The sequence below is a fragment of the Mesorhizobium sp. M0189 genome, assembly GCF_040322135.1.
Classification (GTDB): Bacteria; Pseudomonadota; Alphaproteobacteria; order Rhizobiales; family Rhizobiaceae; genus Mesorhizobium.
This window is the reverse complement of sequence record NZ_JAMYSW010000027.1, coordinates 1-16,879: the sequence shown is the minus strand read 5'-3', so window position 1 is coordinate 16,879 and position 16,879 is coordinate 1. Positions and strand designations below refer to the sequence as shown.

General features: G+C 58.2%; 11 protein-coding genes and 3 pseudogenes. 3 read left to right on the top strand and 11 right to left on the bottom strand.

Annotation, left to right across the window (positions count from 1 at the left end; genetic code table 11):
- Window positions 1-3 precede the first annotated feature (3 nt).
- The 3 genes from NKJ09_RS29710 to NKJ09_RS29700 all read right to left on the bottom strand — a co-directional run bounded on the left by NKJ09_RS29710 (window position 4) and on the right by NKJ09_RS29700 (window position 4,102).
- Window positions 4-1,173, bottom strand: coding sequence for a CaiB/BaiF CoA transferase family protein (locus NKJ09_RS29710; RefSeq protein WP_352764335.1), 1,170 nt, complete (start codon window positions 1,171-1,173; stop codon window positions 4-6).
- Window positions 1,170-2,441 carry a methylaspartate ammonia-lyase gene (locus NKJ09_RS29705; protein ID WP_352764332.1) on the bottom strand — a complete coding sequence of 424 codons (1,272 nt, stop codon included), beginning with the start codon at window positions 2,439-2,441 and terminating at the stop codon, window positions 1,170-1,172. The genes NKJ09_RS29710 and NKJ09_RS29705 overlap by 4 nt, the downstream gene beginning before the upstream one ends.
- A gap of 269 nt (window positions 2,442-2,710) precedes the next feature.
- The gene (locus tag NKJ09_RS29700; RefSeq protein ID WP_352764329.1) at window positions 2,711-4,102 is read right to left on the bottom strand and encodes an aspartate aminotransferase family protein; all 1,392 of its coding nucleotides are present in this window, start codon (window positions 4,100-4,102) and stop codon (window positions 2,711-2,713) included.
- Between the two features lie 357 nt (window positions 4,103-4,459).
- On the opposite strand from NKJ09_RS29700, the gene doeA reads away from it, so the two are divergent.
- Entirely contained in the window at window positions 4,460-5,641 is a 1,182-nt protein-coding gene (doeA, locus tag NKJ09_RS29695; RefSeq protein WP_352764327.1) for an ectoine hydrolase DoeA, read from the top strand.
- A gap of 775 nt (window positions 5,642-6,416) precedes the next feature.
- Here doeA and NKJ09_RS29690 read toward each other — a convergent pair.
- From NKJ09_RS29690 to NKJ09_RS29655, 8 genes and pseudogenes are all read right to left on the bottom strand, one after another.
- Window positions 6,417-7,103, bottom strand: coding sequence for an alpha/beta fold hydrolase (locus NKJ09_RS29690; RefSeq protein WP_352764324.1), 687 nt, complete (start codon window positions 7,101-7,103; stop codon window positions 6,417-6,419).
- 313 nt (window positions 7,104-7,416) lie between these two features.
- A complete protein-coding gene (locus tag NKJ09_RS29685; RefSeq protein ID WP_352764321.1) occupies window positions 7,417-8,418 on the bottom strand; it encodes an ABC transporter ATP-binding protein in 1,002 nt (333 codons plus the stop codon).
- Window positions 8,411-9,421, bottom strand: a complete 1,011-nt coding sequence (locus NKJ09_RS29680; RefSeq protein WP_352764318.1) for an ABC transporter ATP-binding protein — start codon at window positions 9,419-9,421, stop codon at window positions 8,411-8,413. The genes NKJ09_RS29685 and NKJ09_RS29680 overlap by 8 nt, the downstream gene beginning before the upstream one ends.
- Entirely contained in the window at window positions 9,418-10,350 is a 933-nt protein-coding gene (locus tag NKJ09_RS29675) for an ABC transporter permease (RefSeq protein ID WP_352764315.1), read from the bottom strand. The genes NKJ09_RS29680 and NKJ09_RS29675 overlap by 4 nt, the downstream gene beginning before the upstream one ends.
- Window positions 10,350-11,282, bottom strand: coding sequence for an ABC transporter permease (locus tag NKJ09_RS29670; RefSeq protein ID WP_352764312.1), 933 nt, complete (start codon window positions 11,280-11,282; stop codon window positions 10,350-10,352). Before NKJ09_RS29670 ends, NKJ09_RS29675 begins: the two co-directional genes overlap by 1 nt.
- A gap of 65 nt (window positions 11,283-11,347) precedes the next feature.
- Window positions 11,348-13,018 (bottom strand): ABC transporter substrate-binding protein, encoded by a 1,671-nt coding sequence (locus NKJ09_RS29665; protein ID WP_352764310.1) that lies wholly within the window; start codon window positions 13,016-13,018, stop codon window positions 11,348-11,350.
- Window positions 13,019-13,571: 553 nt separating this feature from the next.
- Window positions 13,572-13,796 (bottom strand): annotated as a pseudogene (locus tag NKJ09_RS29660) (VOC family protein); the annotation flags it as partial.
- 533 nt (window positions 13,797-14,329) lie between these two features.
- On the bottom strand, window positions 14,330-15,298 hold the full coding sequence (locus NKJ09_RS29655) for an alpha/beta fold hydrolase (RefSeq protein WP_352764308.1): 969 nt from the start codon (window positions 15,296-15,298) through the stop codon (window positions 14,330-14,332).
- A 415-nt stretch (window positions 15,299-15,713) separates the two neighbouring features.
- Here NKJ09_RS29655 and NKJ09_RS29650 point away from each other — a divergent pair.
- Both NKJ09_RS29650 and NKJ09_RS32580 read left to right on the top strand, forming a co-directional pair.
- A pseudogene (locus NKJ09_RS29650) lies at window positions 15,714-16,647 on the top strand (IS630 family transposase).
- 75 nt (window positions 16,648-16,722) lie between these two features.
- Window positions 16,723-16,879 (top strand): annotated as a pseudogene (locus NKJ09_RS32580) (IS701 family transposase); the annotation flags it as partial.

The following is a 16,879-nucleotide window of genomic DNA, read 5'->3' as shown; positions in this document are numbered from 1 at the left end:
CCACTATGCGCGCGGCACCCGCTGGGCAGCGTGCTCGCGCTCGCGCGCACCTGGAGCGAATTCCTCTCGGATCGCCGCAGTGTGGGCGCCCAGCCCAGGGACTTGTCGTAGCGACGCCGGCTCCGAGTTGACGATTGCGGCGGGGGCGATCAAATTTATGTTCCCTCCAGGTGTGTTGACGGTAACCCTGCGGACATGAGGATGCTGTGAAACGTCCATCATTTCGTTCAGCCGACCATAGGCGAGGCCTGCTGCCTCAAGCTCTTGCATCGCCTTGTCGTTGGACAATTCCAAGAAGCGGCTCTTAATGATTTCGTCGAGGGGAGCCCGGTTACCCAGCCGCTCCATGTTGTCAGCAAAACCCGGCGCGCGCACTAGCTCCGGCTGTTTAAGAAATTTGGTGCAGAAGTTCACCCATTCTCGGTCATTCTGGACCGAGAAGATAACATCCTTGCCGTCGGAGCAGCGATATGCGCCGTAGGGCGCCAGCGACGGATGGTTCACACCGGCGCGCACCGATCGATAATCGCTGTAATCATGTTGCAACACGGGCACGTTCATCCAGTCGGCGATAGCATCGAACAGCGAGACTTGAACGCTGGCGCCCTCGCCAGTCCGTTCGCGATGATAGAGCGCCTGGAGTATGGCTGCGTGGGCGGTCATGCCTGCAGAAATGTCGCAGACTGATACGCCAACTCGAGCCGGTCCTTGCGCATTGCCCGTAATAGCGCATAACCCCGTTTCAGCTTGAACGATAAGATCGTAGGCTTTCAGGTGGGAGAATACGCCCCCGTCTCCGAATCCCGAAATATCGCATGTGATCAGCCGGGGGAAGCGTTGACGAAGCTTCGCTGATCCGAACCCGAGTTTACCAATGCTGCCGGGCTTGAGGTTCTGGATAAAGACATCGGCAGAAGCGATCATCGATTCCAGGACGGCGCGATCGTCCTCCAGGGTGAGATCCAGACAAACAGACTCCTTGCCACGGTTAAGCCAGACAAAGTAAGCGCTCTGCCCCTTGACCAGCTTGTCATAGTAGCGAGCGAAGTCTCCTTCGGGTCTTTCGACCTTGATGACGCGCGCACCAGCATCCGCGAGGCGCGACGAAGCGTAGGGCGCAGCAACGGCCTGTTCGACAGCGACAACCGTGACCCCTCCCAGCGTCTGCTTCATGCTGACACCACGCCCTTTACGTGCTGCCTGGGTTGAGCACGTCGTTTTTCCAGCAGGGCAAGCAGCCTGCTCTGCTCATTGCCAACGATCGAGAACCCCTCGTCCACACCCATACCGGGTTTTGCCAGCATCATGTCGGCCTGCGTCGCGACTGCGATGTGGACCGATGTTCGCGCTGAAAGGTCGGTCTCGGCGCAGCTTCCGCCAACATAGGCGCCAACCTTGTTCTCCTTGCAAACGAGCACTGCCCGCCCAGTGTCCGCAATCGAGCCGACGTCAGGCATCTTGATCTGGACTAGGTGCGCTGCCTTTCCGTCAGCGAACAGACGTATGTCGTCGAGCGTGTTACAGCGCTCGTCCACCACGACACGGGCATTGGAGCCTCGCTCGTCCAGAATCGACACCAGACTCGCATAGTTTTCCAATTGGGCCTGCGTCGAACCATAGTCGGCCGGGCATTCAATGTTCAGCCTGAAATCAGGAACTTTCTCTGCCAGCCTCGAAATGAAATCGGCGATCTCCTGGGGCGCCATACCAACAGCGAGGCCGATCCAACCGTATACGTCGAAGTGCAACACAGGCTGGTATCCCGGTAGGCCTATCTTGCGGATACGATCCGCGACCCACGTGACGAATTCGACGAAGGTCCGACCTCCAGGTCCAAACTTGTCACGAGAATTGATCAGTCCATGGGGCAGCACATCCGCCCCCTTCAAGATCATTTTGTCCACATTGATCTCGCGAGAATCGCCACTTTGGCAGAAAATCGGCACCCTGCGATCTGGCAGGGGCAAACCGAATTCTGAGCAAACAATCTCGGCCATTGAGCAGCGTCTAAGGTGTGCTGCGGCTCGGAGGAGCGCTTGGCTCACGCCATATTCGAGCGATAGCGGCAGCCTCTTCTGATCAGCATAGGAAAACACACTCGCGCAGGCTTGCAGAAAGTGAGAGGCATCAACTTCCAGAAGCCTGGGAACCACTATTCGGGCCGAGAGGTCGGATATCTCCGTGATGTCGAACAACGTATCACGACCAGAGGCTCCGGAGTACTGGACGCTCATCATGTCGCCCCAGACCACTGTCTCATCCATGAGGACGAGGCCGATGCTGAGGATGGCAGCCGGGACGCGGATTGAATTGAACCCTGGAGTGAGGGGCTTGCCCGTATAGATGAAGCCGTCCTGGACCGCCCCGGCTCTAATAGCGGCTTGGTCGTCGTAAAAGAATGCACCGTTTCCGGGAGCCAGTATGACGTCCTTAATCTGCACTTAGTTCCATCCAATTCGTGTTGGATCAGAGTAGTGGCGCACTAGACCTCAGGTCGCCTACACATAGATATGAGCCATCAAGAGCTCGGATTGCCAATATAAAGTCCGGGACGGTCCCATCGCGTTCCTAGATACTAAAGCTGTCCGTGAGGCGGGTGACTGGAGAGGCGAAGGCTACCCTTGACCCGCTCCCCGACCAACATTGTGCATAGAGGCCTGCGATTTGGCGCAGCAGAGTCGCTCCCCGGCCGCGCGACATTCGATTTAGGTCAGCTGATCGCTTCAGCGACCACGAAATCCGCCACCTCGTCGAGCGTCTTCTTGGTTCTGGTCACTACTTCGAGGGCCTGTTCCTCAGTAATAATGAGCGGCGGACAGAAGATAAGCTGATCTCCGACAACGCGAACGATCAGATTGTTGGCCAATGCCGATGCGAATGCCTTTCCGCCGGCTTTTCCGAACTGCTGGAATCCTTTGCGAGACGATTTGTCAGGGACCATTTCGACCGCTGCCATAAGGCCCACGCCGCGGACGTCACCCACAAGAGGGTGGTCCAGGAGCAGCTGCAGGCTCTCCATGAAGACCTTTCCCACGCGCGCCGAGTTGCCGATCAGGTCTCGCTCCTCAATAATCTTGAGGTTCTCGAGGGCGACCGCAGTTGCGACCGGATGCCCAGTAGTCGTGTAGCCATGACCCCACGTTCCGATCTTTGCGGTGTTGTCAGCGATAGTGTTGTAGATTTCCTCCGTAAAGAGGATCGCCGCAAGCGGCATGTAAGAAGACGTCAGCTGCTTCGATGTCACCATGATGTCAGGCTTGAACGCATAATAGGTGGATCCAAACATTGTACCCAGACGACCGAAACCATTCACGACCTCATCCGCTACAAGGAAGATGTCGTACTTTCGGCAAAGCGCCTCTACGCCTTGCCAATACCCCGCGGGCGGCGAGAGCACGCCTGCCGCCGCCATCAGCGGCTCGCCGATGAAGGCAGCGATAGTTTCTGGACCTTCGCGCAGGATTGTGTCCTCGATCTCCTTGAGCAACCGCGCAGAGAACTCACCCTCGGTCTCGCCCTCAAAGCCCGACGTGCGCAGATGCGGTGTCGTGAGGTGGATCACCGGTATGATCGGCATGTCGAAATCGCGATGGTTGTTCGGAAGGCCAGTTAGGCTGCCAGAAACCATGGTAATGCCGTGGTAGCCTTTCGCGCGTGCAAGAAATTTCTTTTTTTCGGGGCGGCCACGGGCGTTGTTCACATACCAAACCATCTTCACGACGGTATCGTTAGCTTCGGATCCGGAATTCGTGAACGACACACGCGTAATGTGTTCGGGGGACAGTTCAATTAGTTTCTCGGCCAGGCGGATGTTCGGCTCATGGCTCATATGGTTGAAAGTATGGTAAAATGGCAGCTTCTGCATCTGCCTTGTCGCTGCCTCAACCAGTCGCGGCTCGTTAAACCCGACAGCTACAGACCACAGACCGGCAAAACTTTCAATGTACTGCTTTCCGCTAACGTCATAGACGTAAATACCCTCGCCACGGTCCATGATTAGCGGACCTTTCTGCTCATGCAAGCGGGCATTAGTAAAAGGGTGGAGGCCTGTCGCGATATCCATCGCGGCCAAGGAATTGGATAGACGGTTACTCGTGCTCATGTTACCTGCTCCGGTAGTGTAGATTTCAAGTTCAGGCGGAGCAGCGCTTTCACGTCGGAAGCCTTCGCGCCATAAGGCCAACAACCGTCACAACGGGTTGCCGACCGCAGGGGCAGATTCTATCAGTGACGTCTATTGGTCAACACGGGAATCGAGATCACGACCATCTCAAAAACAGATTTACGCACTTGGCAGCGCGCCAGGCAATCAAGCTCGTCGTCATTGGATCATCTTGTTTCGAGATGGGCCGAATCTTGAAATTGCGTTTGACGAGAGGCTCTCGTTTTCCCAAACGGTACCATCCGCCAACCATACATGGTTTGACGTCAGTCGGGGTCCAATACGGGAGTCACCTCAGTGCCCGCCACAAAGCTCAATTTTAGTCTAGACGAATATCGGACGCGGCTTGGTAAGACCCGATCCGAAATGCAGAAGCGTGGCATCGATACGCTCATCGTCAGTGAACCCGCGAACATGGCCTGGTTGACAGGCTACGACGGCTGGTCCTTCTACGTCCATCAGGCAGTCATCGTACCTCCGGAAGGAGATCCCATCTGGTGGGGTCGGATCGTCGATGAAAACGGCGCTAACCGGACTGTTTACTTCTCAGCCGATAACGTCGTTTGCTATCCTGACCGCTTCGTGCATGCGACCGACTGTCATCCAATGGAAGAGCTTTGCAAGCTGTTGAGCAGCCGCAGGCTCGACAAGGGCGTAATAGGGGTGGAGCTGGACAATTATTGGTTCTCTGCCGCCGCATATGAGGTTTTGACGGCGGGCTTGCCCAATGCAAAGTTTGTAGATGCGGGAGTGCTCGTGAACTGGCAGCGAGCGGTCAAAAGCCCCCGGGAAATCGAATATATGCGCCGCGCGGGCAAAATCGTCACGCTCATGCACGAGCGGATCCTGGAAAAGATGGAACCCGGGATGCGCAAATGCGACCTTGTCGCTGAAATCTATGATGCTGCGATCCGGGGAACGCCCGAGTTCGGAGGCGATTACCCGTCTGCTGTGCCAATGCTCCCGTCGGGGGCGGACGCCTCGGCGTGTCACCTGACCTGGGACGACCAGCCGTTACGCAACAATGAGGGCACCTTTTTCGAGATCGCAGGTGTTTATAAGCGTTACCACGCGCCGACAGCACGCACGGTGTTTCTCGGCAAGCCTCCCCAGAAGTGGTTTGATGCTGAGAAGGCGACCCTTGAGGGAATGGAGGCAGGTCTGCAGTTTGCGAAGCCGGGCGCAACATGCGAGGATTGGGCGAAGGCATTCTTCGATGTTCTCAGGAGATACGGCCTGACCAAGAGCAACCGGACGGGCTACCCGATCGGACTGTCGTATCCGCCGGACTGGGGCGAACATACCATGAGCCTGCGGCCAGGTGACAAAACTGTGCTTGAGCTCGGTATGACGTTTCACTTTATGACAGCCCTCTGGTTTGAGGATTGGGGCATCGAAATTACCGAAACCGTCCTGATCACTCCGAACGGGAACGAATGCCTTTCGAACGTTCCTCGGAAGCTGTTTGTCAAAAATTGAATTTTCACGGCTGTCGACAACCCTCCTACAGGGAGCGTTGTCGATAGGATTCGAATATGGCGTGCCTCCCTCGGCATTCGCCGAGGACAGAGCGGCGCAATCTGCGGTCGCGCATGCGTCGCAGATGAACTGCCACACCGAATTCGCCCCAAATTTCTATGGGTTCGGGCAGTCGCCGGCCGTGTGAAACGTGTTGAACCGGCAAAACTGCCAGGCTGAGCCGCCCCGCCCACACGCTGCGCTAGTGAGCGTACTGCTGACTTCCGCTAAGACGCCGTTGGGAAAATCCCTTGACTGGGGAGTGAACAAAGCCGATGGCGCGGCATCTGGTGTGTGGGTTTGTGGATGAGCCTTCTGTTTCAAAGGACTGCGGCACAGAGTATGAATGGCGGTCTCGAAGGCAGGAGATGCCTGTTCGGTGAAATCGGTGACGGACGGCGCCATGCTGCATCTTCAGGCCTCTGAGCATGATGACGATGGGCGCCGCTGGCGGGATCATAACGCAAGGCGCATGTCCCGAACGCGGAGCAGCGCATCGTAGCACTCGACGTTGATCAGTGGCACCTTCGCCAAACTCCACGCCTGAGGTGCATCCACGACGGGCGCCGCCCAATCCCGGGTCACTTCTCGGCGGAAATCAACATCCGCGCTCAGCGCTTGTTTCAGGCGTCAGCCTGTTTGTATCTATACCCAGTCCAGAATTAGACGAACTGCTGCTCCATCTCCTCGCCGCTTCGGTGTTGACGTCTTTCAGCACGCAGCAACCTTCACCTTCTCAAGGGTGACGCGCTTGGCCCCGCCCTCGCCGGCGACCGCCTGTCAAGCCGGATAGCGGAGCGATGCCTGAGTGCGGCCAACGGGGCCTTGAGCTTCGACAAAATGGCCATGACTCAGCCGGCGTGCAGTCGCCAATTGACCTCGACATCTGACTGCTTCGCGGATCCCTGTAGAAGTATGCGGCGTCACATTGTGGATCGTTCAATCTGAGGTCAACGGTACGCTTAAAGAATGCGTGTGAAACGTCGCGGCCAGACCGCGCCGTCAAAATCTCCTCGAGCATGAGGGGAGTCTGGCCCTCTGCATAGTCGAACCGCGGACCGAAGCTCGGGCCGATCCCGGCGAGGCATGCCACCCGCGAGATACGCTCCGGCAACAGGGCTGCGGTTGCGAGTGCGTGTGGCCCACCACCAGAGTTGCCGTACACCGACGCGGCGTCCACCGACAGATGGTCAAGGACAGCATCCACAATCGTTGCGATGTCGCTCACTTTGCGTCCAGGCTGAGGGGTCGAGCCCCCATAGCCTTGCCGATCAAACGTAACGAGGCGGCAGAAGACCGCACCGGTGGCCACGTAGTTCACGATATCGCGTAACCCCGTGCTGGGGGTGCCATGGATGCCAACGACAAGCGGAACGTCGGGCGGCCGAACCTCGTAGGCGCGGACGGTCCTGCCGTGCGGCATTGGAATCTCGAAGACGCGAGGAGTCAGGTACTTGTCAATGGAGGATTGCTCCTCTGTCGCTCCGGAAGATGAGGTCGCAAGCGGATTCGCCCGGGAGGATGCATCAGCGTGAAGTTATTGGTTCAAGATTATGTCTCCTCATAACATGGAATAGAGTTGCCCAGCTTGTCCGCTGCCGCACCAGAGATGATTTGCCGCCACCGGCGATGGCGTTCTTCTAAGTTTTCTAGCCGATCATAATTCTCTCGAGAGCCGGCACCGCTGGGTTGCCTCGATAAAGCTGGACCAAATCTGAGAAGCACCGGCCTATCCTTCACTCCGCCAGCCAGCACGCGGACATGTGTTGCGGCCCCACTTCGATGGCCGGCGGCTCCTCCTCCTTGCAGCGGTCGAAGGCCAGTGGGCAACGCGGATGGAAACGACACCCCTTTGGCACGCGCGCCGCGCTTGGGACCTCGCCTTGCAGGGCCGGCAACTCGGCGCGGCCTGCATTGCCGCCAATCTGCGGGGTGGCATTACGCAAGGCGAGGGTATACGGATGGCGGGGGTTGAATGTGATCTCGTCGGCGCTACCGATCTCGACCAATTTTCCAAGATATAAGACGGCAATCCTGTCGGCGATCAACCAGGCGAGCGGCAGGTCGTGGGTGATGAACAGCAGCGCCATGTTGTGCTTGTCGCGCAGTTCAACCAGGACCTGAAGAATCTGTGCACGTATCGAGACATCGAGCATCGACACAGGTTCGTCGGCAACGATGAGATCCGGCCTGACAGCAAGCGCTCCGGCGATCACGACGCGCTGGCGCTGCCCTCCAGATAACTCGTGTGGGAAGCGGGCGAAGAAGTCACCGGGAGGATTGAGGCCGGCCGCCGCAAGTGCTTCGCTGACCCGCTCCGTGAGTTGCGTGGCGTTGTCGACCAGCCGTAGTGACCGGAGCGGCTCTGCCACAATATCGAACACAGTATGTCGCGGATTGAGCGCCTGATAAGCGTCCTGGAAGATCATCTGCACGCGATGGCGGTAAGCACGCAGGGCCGAGGCGCCTCGCTCCGAGGTCATGTCGTGGGCCTCGAACAGCAACCTGCCGCCTGTTGGCTGGGCAAGTTTGGTGATGACGCGGCCCACCGTCGTCTTGCCGCTGCCAGATTCCCCGACCAGGGCGACGATCTCACCCCGTCGGATGTTGAGGTCGATTCCGTCCACTGCGCGCACGGCGCCGGCAGGTCGACCCAGGACACGGTCGAACAGCCCGCCCTGGATAGGAAAATGGACCTGCAGGCTCTCGAGACGCAGGATATCGGCGGTGTCAGGCATGAGCTGCGACCTTCTCTTCTCGCGTCAAGGACCGGTGAAGGTGACAGGCGACGCGTCCCCGCCCGAACTTATCGAGGCTTGGGATTTCGGTCGTGCAAATCCCCATGGCTGACGGGCAACGTGGATGGAAGGCGCAGCCTGACGGCCGGTTCATCAAGTTGGGGGGATCGCCGGGGATGGGCCGAATGATCCGTTTGCCGCTCGCCGGGTTCGGGATCGATTCGATCAGCAGGCGGGTGTAGGGATGTTTGGGCTGGGCGAAGATCTCGGCGACAGTGCCATCCTCGACGATCCGACCCGAGTACATGATCATGACGCGATCACAACACTCAGCCACCACAGAAAGGTCGTGGGTGATCAAAATGAGGGCAAGGTTAAGCCTCGATCGCAACTCCCCCAGCAGCTTCAGGATCTGAGCTTGAGTGATGACGTCCAGCGCCGTGGTGGGCTCATCGCCGATGACAATCGAGGGGCGACATGCGAGCGCCATGGCAATCATCACCCGTTGGCGCATACCGCCCGACAACTCGTGCGGATAGGCAGTGCCGCGATCCGCCGGAATACCGACGAGCTCCAGCAGCTCTCTTGCCCGGGCGGTCGCCTCGCCGCGCGGCATCCCAAGCTTCAGCATACACGGCTCGGCGATCTGTTTGATGATGCGGTGTACCGGGTTGAGCGCATTCATCGCACCCTGGAAGACAACGGACGTTTCGCTCCAGCGATGTGGCCGCATCGCCGCATCGTCATCGATCGGCAGTCGGTTACCACGATAACGTACCTCTCCCTCGCTTACGCGCGCGTTGGGTGATAGCAGACCCGCAATCGCCATGGCGGTCGTGGTCTTACCGCTGCCGGATTCTCCGACGAGGCCAACGGCCTCTCCGGCCCGGAGCGCGAAGCTCACGCCGTCGATGGCACGCGATGAAACGCCCTTGAGCCCATAATCGACAGAGAGCCCGTCAACCTCCAGAAGCGGAGCTTTCTCCTGGGAGGAGTTTGTCATGGGATAACCCTCCGCCGTGGATTGAACGTGTCGTCGAGGGCATTGCCAATCAGGACGAAGCTAAGGGAAACCGTGACTACGCACAGTCCGGGGGCGCCAAGGTACCACCAGGCTCCAGCACTCGCGGCACCGGCGCGCTGGGCGAGCGAAAGCAAAGTACCCCATGAAGGCTGCAACGGATCGCCAAGCCCGAGAAACGAGAGCGACGTCTCGACATAGATTGCGCCGGCGACGACCAGGGCACCATTGGCCGCGATTTGCGGCACGAGATTAGGCAGGATGTGCCGCACCATGATGCTGAAATTACTGGTACCCACAACGCGCGCACGATCAATGAATGTTCGCTCCTTAAGCGACAGTGTCTGACTGCGAACGATACGTGCAACGAATGCCCAGCTTGTCATGCCGATAACGACAAGGATCACGAAAAGAGAAGGACGGAAGCCGAGAATGTCTCCGCCGCGCCCCATCACCTCGAGAACCACGGGTGTGATGACCAGCGCCAGCACGAAGGACGGCATGACAAAAAAGAAGTCCGTCAAGCGCATCAGCCAGACGTCAACCCTGCCACCATAGTAGCCAGCCGTCATACCGATCGTAGTCCCAACGACGAGGCTGATCACAGTCGCCAGCAGCGCGATGGTGAGCGAGATCCGGGCACCATGGACGACCAGATTGAGCACGTCCCGCCCGACTTCGTCCGTGCCGAGCAGATGCTCGCCTGATGGGGGCACGAGGAAATCGCCGGATGCATTGATCGCGGTCTGGAGCGGTCCCACCAGAATATTGGGGACCGCTGCCACAATTAGAAAGCATGCCAGACATCCGAGGCCCACTTGAGTGCCGCCATAGCCAAGAAATTGGCGCAGAAAGGCCTTGATAGCACGCGCCCGGATACGTGAGGGAGATTGAACAATACCGTCGCTCATTACCGGACTCTTGGATCGAGGAGGCCGTAAGCAAGATCGGCTAAGAGGTTCGCGAGAACAATCGAGGCACCGAGCAACAGGAATACTCCTTGAAGGACTGGATAGTCCCGTGCATTGAGCGCCTCCACCGTGAGGCCGCCGATACCCGGCCAGGCGAAGACAGCTTCAACGGTGATAGCACCGGCAACCACGTAACCGAGGTTGAGAGTAATCAAAGTTACGACCGGCAGCATTGCATTACGGAATGCATGACGCATCAGCATCTGACCGTTGGAGAGTCCCTTGGCCCGTGCGGTTACCATGTAGTCCTCGGTGACAACGTCGCTCATCGCAGCACGAGCGACCACGACGTATTGGCCGATGAGTCCAACGGCCACCGCGGTGACCGGAAGCGCGAGATGCCTCAGGTAATCGAGCAATGAATCAAGGGACCCCGTGCTCGCGCCGGGAGAGTATGCACCGTAGCCCGGAAACCAGCCTAGTGACGTACTGAAAATCACCACCAGGAGCATCCCAAGCCAGAAAGACGGCGTAGAATAAAGCGCAAGAGAGGCGCTAGTGGCGATATAGTCGACGGCTCCCCCCCTGCGCCAACCCGCATATAGGCCAAGCATAACCCCGCATAGGATGGCGATCAATTGGGCTAAACCGACCAGGGCGATGGTGGCCGGCAAGCGCTTCAAGATTAGGTCAGCGACATGCCTGCCCCTGAACTTGAAGCTGTAGCCAAGATCGCCACGGAGAGTTGCCGATAAATAGTCGACCACCTGGTCCGGGAACAGCGGTCGGTCGAGGCCCCAGTTCTGACGCTGCGCCTCGATCTGCTCAGCTGTCACGCTGATGCGCGCCCCGCCGAGCAGAAGCGATGCAGGGTCTCCTGGAATGACCCTGAACAGGATGAAGTTCAGGGTCGCCACCATCAGAAGCGTCATGGCCGCCCTGATTAGGATGCTCCCGAAGCGTCGACTCGTCCGGCCTTTGTCTACCGCGCTAGCCATCAAACCGACTTTAGACGATCAAACGGGAAATAGCCCCACATCGACACCGCATCCTCCGTTCCCCAACCCTCGAAACAATCCTTGCGATGGGCGTCGAGCAACAAGGGATAGCACAGCATGATATAGGGTGCTTCGACGTAGATCAGCCGGACCGCCTGATCAACGAGTTCCTTGCTTCTCTGAAGATCCACCGTTCCATCGGCCTCCGACAGGAGCTCGTCGAATTTGTTATTTTTCCAGTAAGATCTGTTGCTAATGCCGATGTTTTTGCTGCTACCCAAGCTGAGGATGGCGTGAGGTGTGGGTGAATCCCAACCCTGGGCGACAAGTAAATCCCATGCTCCGCCGCCCTGTGCCGGGGTTTTAGTGCGGGCACTGAGCGCTCCGGCGTCCAGCTGCGTCACGGATACAGGAATGCCGATTTGCGCCAGCCAAGCAGCAATAAGCTGCACGGCCGCGATCGGCATCTCAAGGGTGCCTGAAAGTGTTCCGGTGATCAGCTCGAGTTGGAAACTCTTTCCCTCCTTGTCCTCCCGAATCCCGTCGCCATTCGTGTCCCGATAGCCTGCGGCATCGAGCCGGCGGCCGGCCTCGGCGAGATCGAAGTTACGCCTGATGTCCTTCAGCTCGGAGTAATAATCGGCCGCCGCCGGCATGGCCAGTCCAACGCCTGGGTCGGCATGGCCGCGGAAGGCTCGATCAACGATCGCCTTCTGGTCGATAGCATAGCCAATTGCATCGCGAAACGCCGAATCCTGCAGGGCCTTAGTACTGCCTGCCCCGTCTGTGGCCAAGGTATTGAATGCCAAATAGTTCCGTTGCTCGATTCGCTGTTGACCGACTACTATATTGCTGTCCTTCGAAAGCTCGCCCCACTGAGCAACGGTTAGATTGAGGCCGTAATCAAGATTCCCGCTCTTTAGACCTTGGGCGATCGGGTCGGCCGTGCTGAAGGTGTTAAGGATCATACCTTCTGTTGCCGGCTTTCCCGTGCGATAATACTCGTTGGGCGTGAAGCGGACAAATTGGCCCTGCTGAAATTCCGCGACGATCATCGGGCCGGTCCCCACGAGAGGCGGGTCATTGCGGAAAGCGCTTCGTGCATCCGCGAAGCCGATGTCCTTCCAGATGTGCTCGGGGACAATTAAGATCCAATTGTCGACGGGCCAGCGCGAAGGTTTCTTGGTGACAATCTGCAAGGTCTCGTCGTCAAGGGCCGTTATGGACGAAACATTGTCTAGGCCGTCGGTGCTATTTTGGCCGGTGTTCAGCTCGTCCGGTTTGCCTATTGAGTCGCGCAAATAGTTATATGTAAACGCGGCGTCTCTGGCAGTTGCGGGTTGACCATCCGACCACTTCATGTTTGGCCAAATTTTGAAAGTCCAGGTGAGCTTGTCATCGGCAACCGACCACTGCTTGGCAAACCCTTTCCGGTCAGAGTGTCGCTGAGCGTCGACACCGACCAGAGTGTCATAGGTGAAGAATGTTGGCCATGCCGAAGACCACGTGGCGAAGGGGTTCAGCGAGTCGGGCGCGAAGAGCGCAGCGATGCGCACGATGTGATCGCCGCACGACGAGGCGATCGCCTTTGAGTGTACGACCCACGGTGCAGCCGATCCCAAAAGCATAGCTTTCACGACCGCACGGCGGTTAAGTGGCCATTTGTACATTGTGTTCTCCCATCAATCTAATTTCCGGTCTGGCGCATTCGGAATTGGCCCGTGGCGCAATGCGTGCGTTGGCTAGTCCAAGAAGCGACCGTCCCCCAACCTTTATTAGGCTTACATTGGTATTTGCGGTCTTGATCCACGCAAGTATAGAATTTATATCGCACCTATCTTGATTCCAGATAGCTGTCTGATCACCTGTATCCCTTCACCCAGGAGGAGCGGACGTGAAGCTAACCTGCCTCGACGTGCGTCTGGTTTGAGTCTGTAAACAGCCGCTTCCTGGACGTGCTCAGCAATGGACTTGCCAGCCCGGGCCGAGTGCTTGCGGGGTGCTCGCACTTGATCCCTTTCGCCGCCACGCGGACATCCTGGAAGCCTCCTAACCGCCGGCTGCCTTGGTTATCAACTTCCAAAGCATCACGGCAATTGACGGGGAAAATGCGCGCAAGTCTCGAGGACCTGGGATACGGGTGGATACCGAAATTGCCTTGCTGCGTGCAGCGATGGCACAGGGGTTCGGCGCGCTCCGGGAACATCACTGGGGCCAGAGGCGCTAAATCCTGGGCCTTTGCGGCGTCGAGGTTACGCACTGTAAAGGCAGTGGTGCTTCTGCCGTGCGGATACTCGCCGTACTGTCGGCGATCAACTCAATCTCCTGCCCACCGAGAGTGAGGAAAATCAATTCCATATCGCGGAGCATCCGGTGCTCTCGCAAATCCATTCCGATGATCTCTATGTAGAACTTGATCGAGCGGTCCGCGTTCTTTGACGCGCAAACTGAATGTTCGAACTTGTGCGGACTATCTCAGCCTTTCACATCATAGCTACGCCTGCGCCGGGGGCGAAAAAAGCCACCTGAGTAGGGATTTTTGGGTGATATCTAGCAGGCTCTCGGAACAACTACCTCCTGCTAAAAGAAAAATGGGCCTCGAAGCGAGCATATCGGCTGTGATCGAGGAGGACCGTTGGGAAGATTCAAACGGTCGTCGCAACAATGGATTGCGCCCCCTGCAGGAGCGCACGCGCCTCAGGGGGAGTTTTCCAAGTCCAATTTTTTCGCTACTGCGTTGAGGGCGATGACAACGGTGGCGATCTCCTTGGCGCTGTGGCCAGTTCCGGCTGTTCCTGCACGCCGGCGCCTACTGCCTGATGTGCGGGCCCGCGGGCCGCGATGCCGAAACGCTCGAACCTTGCAGTCGCCCCATTCGACACGCTGCGATAACGCCGTAAATTCCAGCCTTTCATCACGACGGATGACGGACGCAACGGCAACTAGATTTAGACTAGATCGTCGCTTTTGGCCGCCGAAGTTCACCGTTGTGCATCAAGAGCGGGCGAGTTCCCCGGGTTCGTGTCGCTTTGGGCCAGCCACGCGAATATGTGGGGCATGAGTTGCTCAAAGTTGTGCCCTACGTTGGGAAACAATTCCAAACTCGCGTTGGGGATCTGCGTCTGCAACCACTGGGAATGGCACGGAGGGACCATGATGTCAGAAAGCCCATGAAATATCCGAACAGGTACCGCAATCGATCCAAGTTCGAAGCCCCATGGTGAAGCGAATGAGTGAAAATCATCAACATACGCATCTTCCACCGAAAACCTGTGTTCAGGCAAGCCAAGCTGCCTTTCAATCTTGTTCCTGACTGGAGCCAGTATTTCGTTCACAAAGCGCTTTATACGACGGTCATTGTCGGAATATATACCTGCCTCGATGTCAGGCTCCTCCTCGTTGGCTAGAACACGCCTGTAAAAGTCGCGGGAGGCGTCTAGACTTGCCCGAGCCATCACAATTTCTTCCCGCATCAGGGGAACTTGACCATGACCGTAGTCAAATCCGGGACCGAAGCTTGGGCCGATTCCAGCAAGCGAGGCGGCTCGCGAGATGCGATCCGGCAACAGCGCCGCGGTGGCGAGCGAGTGAGGCCCCCCGCCAGAAGCCCCGTAAACTGCTGCAACGTCAACGGAACGATGGTCAAGCACGGCCTCGACGATATCTGCAATATCCCTTACTTTGCGCCCGGGCGCTGGTGTCGACCCGCCGTAGCCTTGGCGGTCCACGGCGATCAGGCGACAGAAAATAGGGCCGGTGGCGACGTAATTCACGACTCCATCCAACCCGCTTCCGGGCGTACCGTGGAGCCTCACGACAACGGGAACGTTCGGCGGGCCAACTTCGTATGCGCGGACGGACCTACCTCCGGCGACTTGAACGTCAAAGACGCGTGGCGTCAAGTATTCGCGATCTACTGATAATACATCAGTCTTAGCGCTTGGAATCATTGCGACAACCTAATCCTGGTGGCTTCATTTTATCTAAGCAAACTATCTACAGAGTGATCACCACACCTGTGACCGAGCCGCGGCAGGCAAGGACCGCTTCTTCGCCGGGCGGTTTTTCAAGGGCGATCAATCTTTCCAACTTTGTTCGAAATCGGTCAAATACAGTTTCGAGATTTGAGCGATCTTTATTTTAGATGACTGAGGACAATAAGGCTTGCATTTACAATTTAACTACCTGCGTACCGTGACGTGACGGCTACCATCGAGCGATGTGTATCGCTACTGTCCATGGCAACTTGCTCTGTGGACGCTACGGGTCAAAATGTTCTAGAGCACGTCCTGTGATCGGTGAATCGATTGTGATGTGACGGCTGCGTTTTGTACTGATTCAACATCCGCCTCGGGGGAGGTGACGGTGGGAAGAGCATTGAGCGAGGAGCTTCGGTCGCGGGTCTTGAAGGCTTCGGACGAGGGCATGTCCGCGCGGCAAGCGGCGGCGCGGTTCGGCGTGGGAGTGTCCAGCGCGATCCGCTGGATTGCGCGGGCTAAGATCGGTGAACTGGCGCCATGCCCGCAGGGCCGCCGCCGCGCCTCCATGCGCATGAAGCCTTCATCGTCGGGCTGATCGATTGAGCCCAAGGACATCACGCTGAACGAGATGGTGGAGCGGCTCGTCGCCGAGCAGTTGGTGCGGATCAGCCGCAGCGCCTTGAGCGTCTGGCTTCGCGGCCACGGCTGGACATTCAAAAGTCCGCGCACGCACTGGAGCAGGATCGCCCCGACGTCCTGAAGCGGCGCCGGGACTGGTTCGACGGCCAGCTCGATCTCGATCCGGCGAAGCTCGTGTTCATCGATGAGACCGGCCTCTCCACAAAGATGGCCCGCCTGCGTGGAAGAGCGCCGCGCGGCGAGCGCTGCCGGGCCGGCGTGCCGCATGGCCATGTGTGGACCACGACCTTCACCGGAGCGCTGCGGCTGACGGGCATGACTGCGCCCTTCGTCTACGACGGCGCCATGAACGGCAACGTGTTCCTGGCCTATGTCGAGCAGGTGCTGGTCCCTACATTGTCGGAGGGCGACGTAGTCGTCATGGACAACCTGCCCGCCCACAAGGCCGCCGGCGTGCGCGACGCGATTGAGGCGGCAGGCGCGAGCCCGCTCTACTGCCGCCCTACAGGTCCTGACTTCAATCCGATTGAGAACGCCTTCGCCAAACTCAAGGCGCTGCTGCGAGCAAAGGCCGAGAACCCATTAAGGCTCTGCGGGACGCGGTCGGCGCGGTCGTCGACCTCTTCACCCCAGCAGAATGTGCCAACTACTTCAAAGCCGCAGGATATGAACCGGATTAAACAGGACGTGCTCTAATACTACAGTTGCGGATCATTTGATTTTCTGATTCACTTCGGCAGGTTATGGAGGGTACCATGTCTGTCGCTTCGTGGTCAGGGTCGTTGTTGGCTTGGGAGCAGGAGCTCACAGCGCTGAAGGCACGGGTTGGGCGGGTGCTTCCTCGTCGTGAGTTGCGGGAGACGGGCGCAGATTTCCTTGACGGCCTTCTTTCCGGCATTGAGCGCAAGACAG

What these genes read in the sequence shown, in the direction of transcription:
- NKJ09_RS29710 (WP_352764335.1), bottom strand. Translation starts at nt 1,173, where the DNA reads ATGAAGCAGACGCTGGGAGGGGTCACGGTTGTCGCTGTCGAACAGGCC.
- NKJ09_RS29675 (WP_352764315.1), bottom strand. Translation starts at nt 10,350, where the DNA reads ATGAGCGACGGTATTGTTCAATCTCCCTCACGTATCCGGGCGCGTGCT.
- NKJ09_RS29655 (WP_352764308.1), bottom strand. Translation starts at nt 15,298, where the DNA reads ATGATTCCAAGCGCTAAGACTGATGTATTATCAGTAGATCGCGAATAC.
- NKJ09_RS29665 (WP_352764310.1), bottom strand. Translation starts at nt 13,018, where the DNA reads ATGTACAAATGGCCACTTAACCGCCGTGCGGTCGTGAAAGCTATGCTT.
- NKJ09_RS29670 (WP_352764312.1), bottom strand. Translation starts at nt 11,282, where the DNA reads ATGACGCTTCTGATGGTGGCGACCCTGAACTTCATCCTGTTCAGGGTC.
- NKJ09_RS29700 (WP_352764329.1), bottom strand. Translation starts at nt 4,102, where the DNA reads ATGAGCACGAGTAACCGTCTATCCAATTCCTTGGCCGCGATGGATATC.
- NKJ09_RS29690 (WP_352764324.1), bottom strand. Translation starts at nt 7,103, where the DNA reads ATGCCGCACGGCAGGACCGTCCGCGCCTACGAGGTTCGGCCGCCCGAC.
- NKJ09_RS29680 (WP_352764318.1), bottom strand. Translation starts at nt 9,421, where the DNA reads ATGACAAACTCCTCCCAGGAGAAAGCTCCGCTTCTGGAGGTTGACGGG.
- NKJ09_RS29685 (WP_352764321.1), bottom strand. Translation starts at nt 8,418, where the DNA reads ATGCCTGACACCGCCGATATCCTGCGTCTCGAGAGCCTGCAGGTCCAT.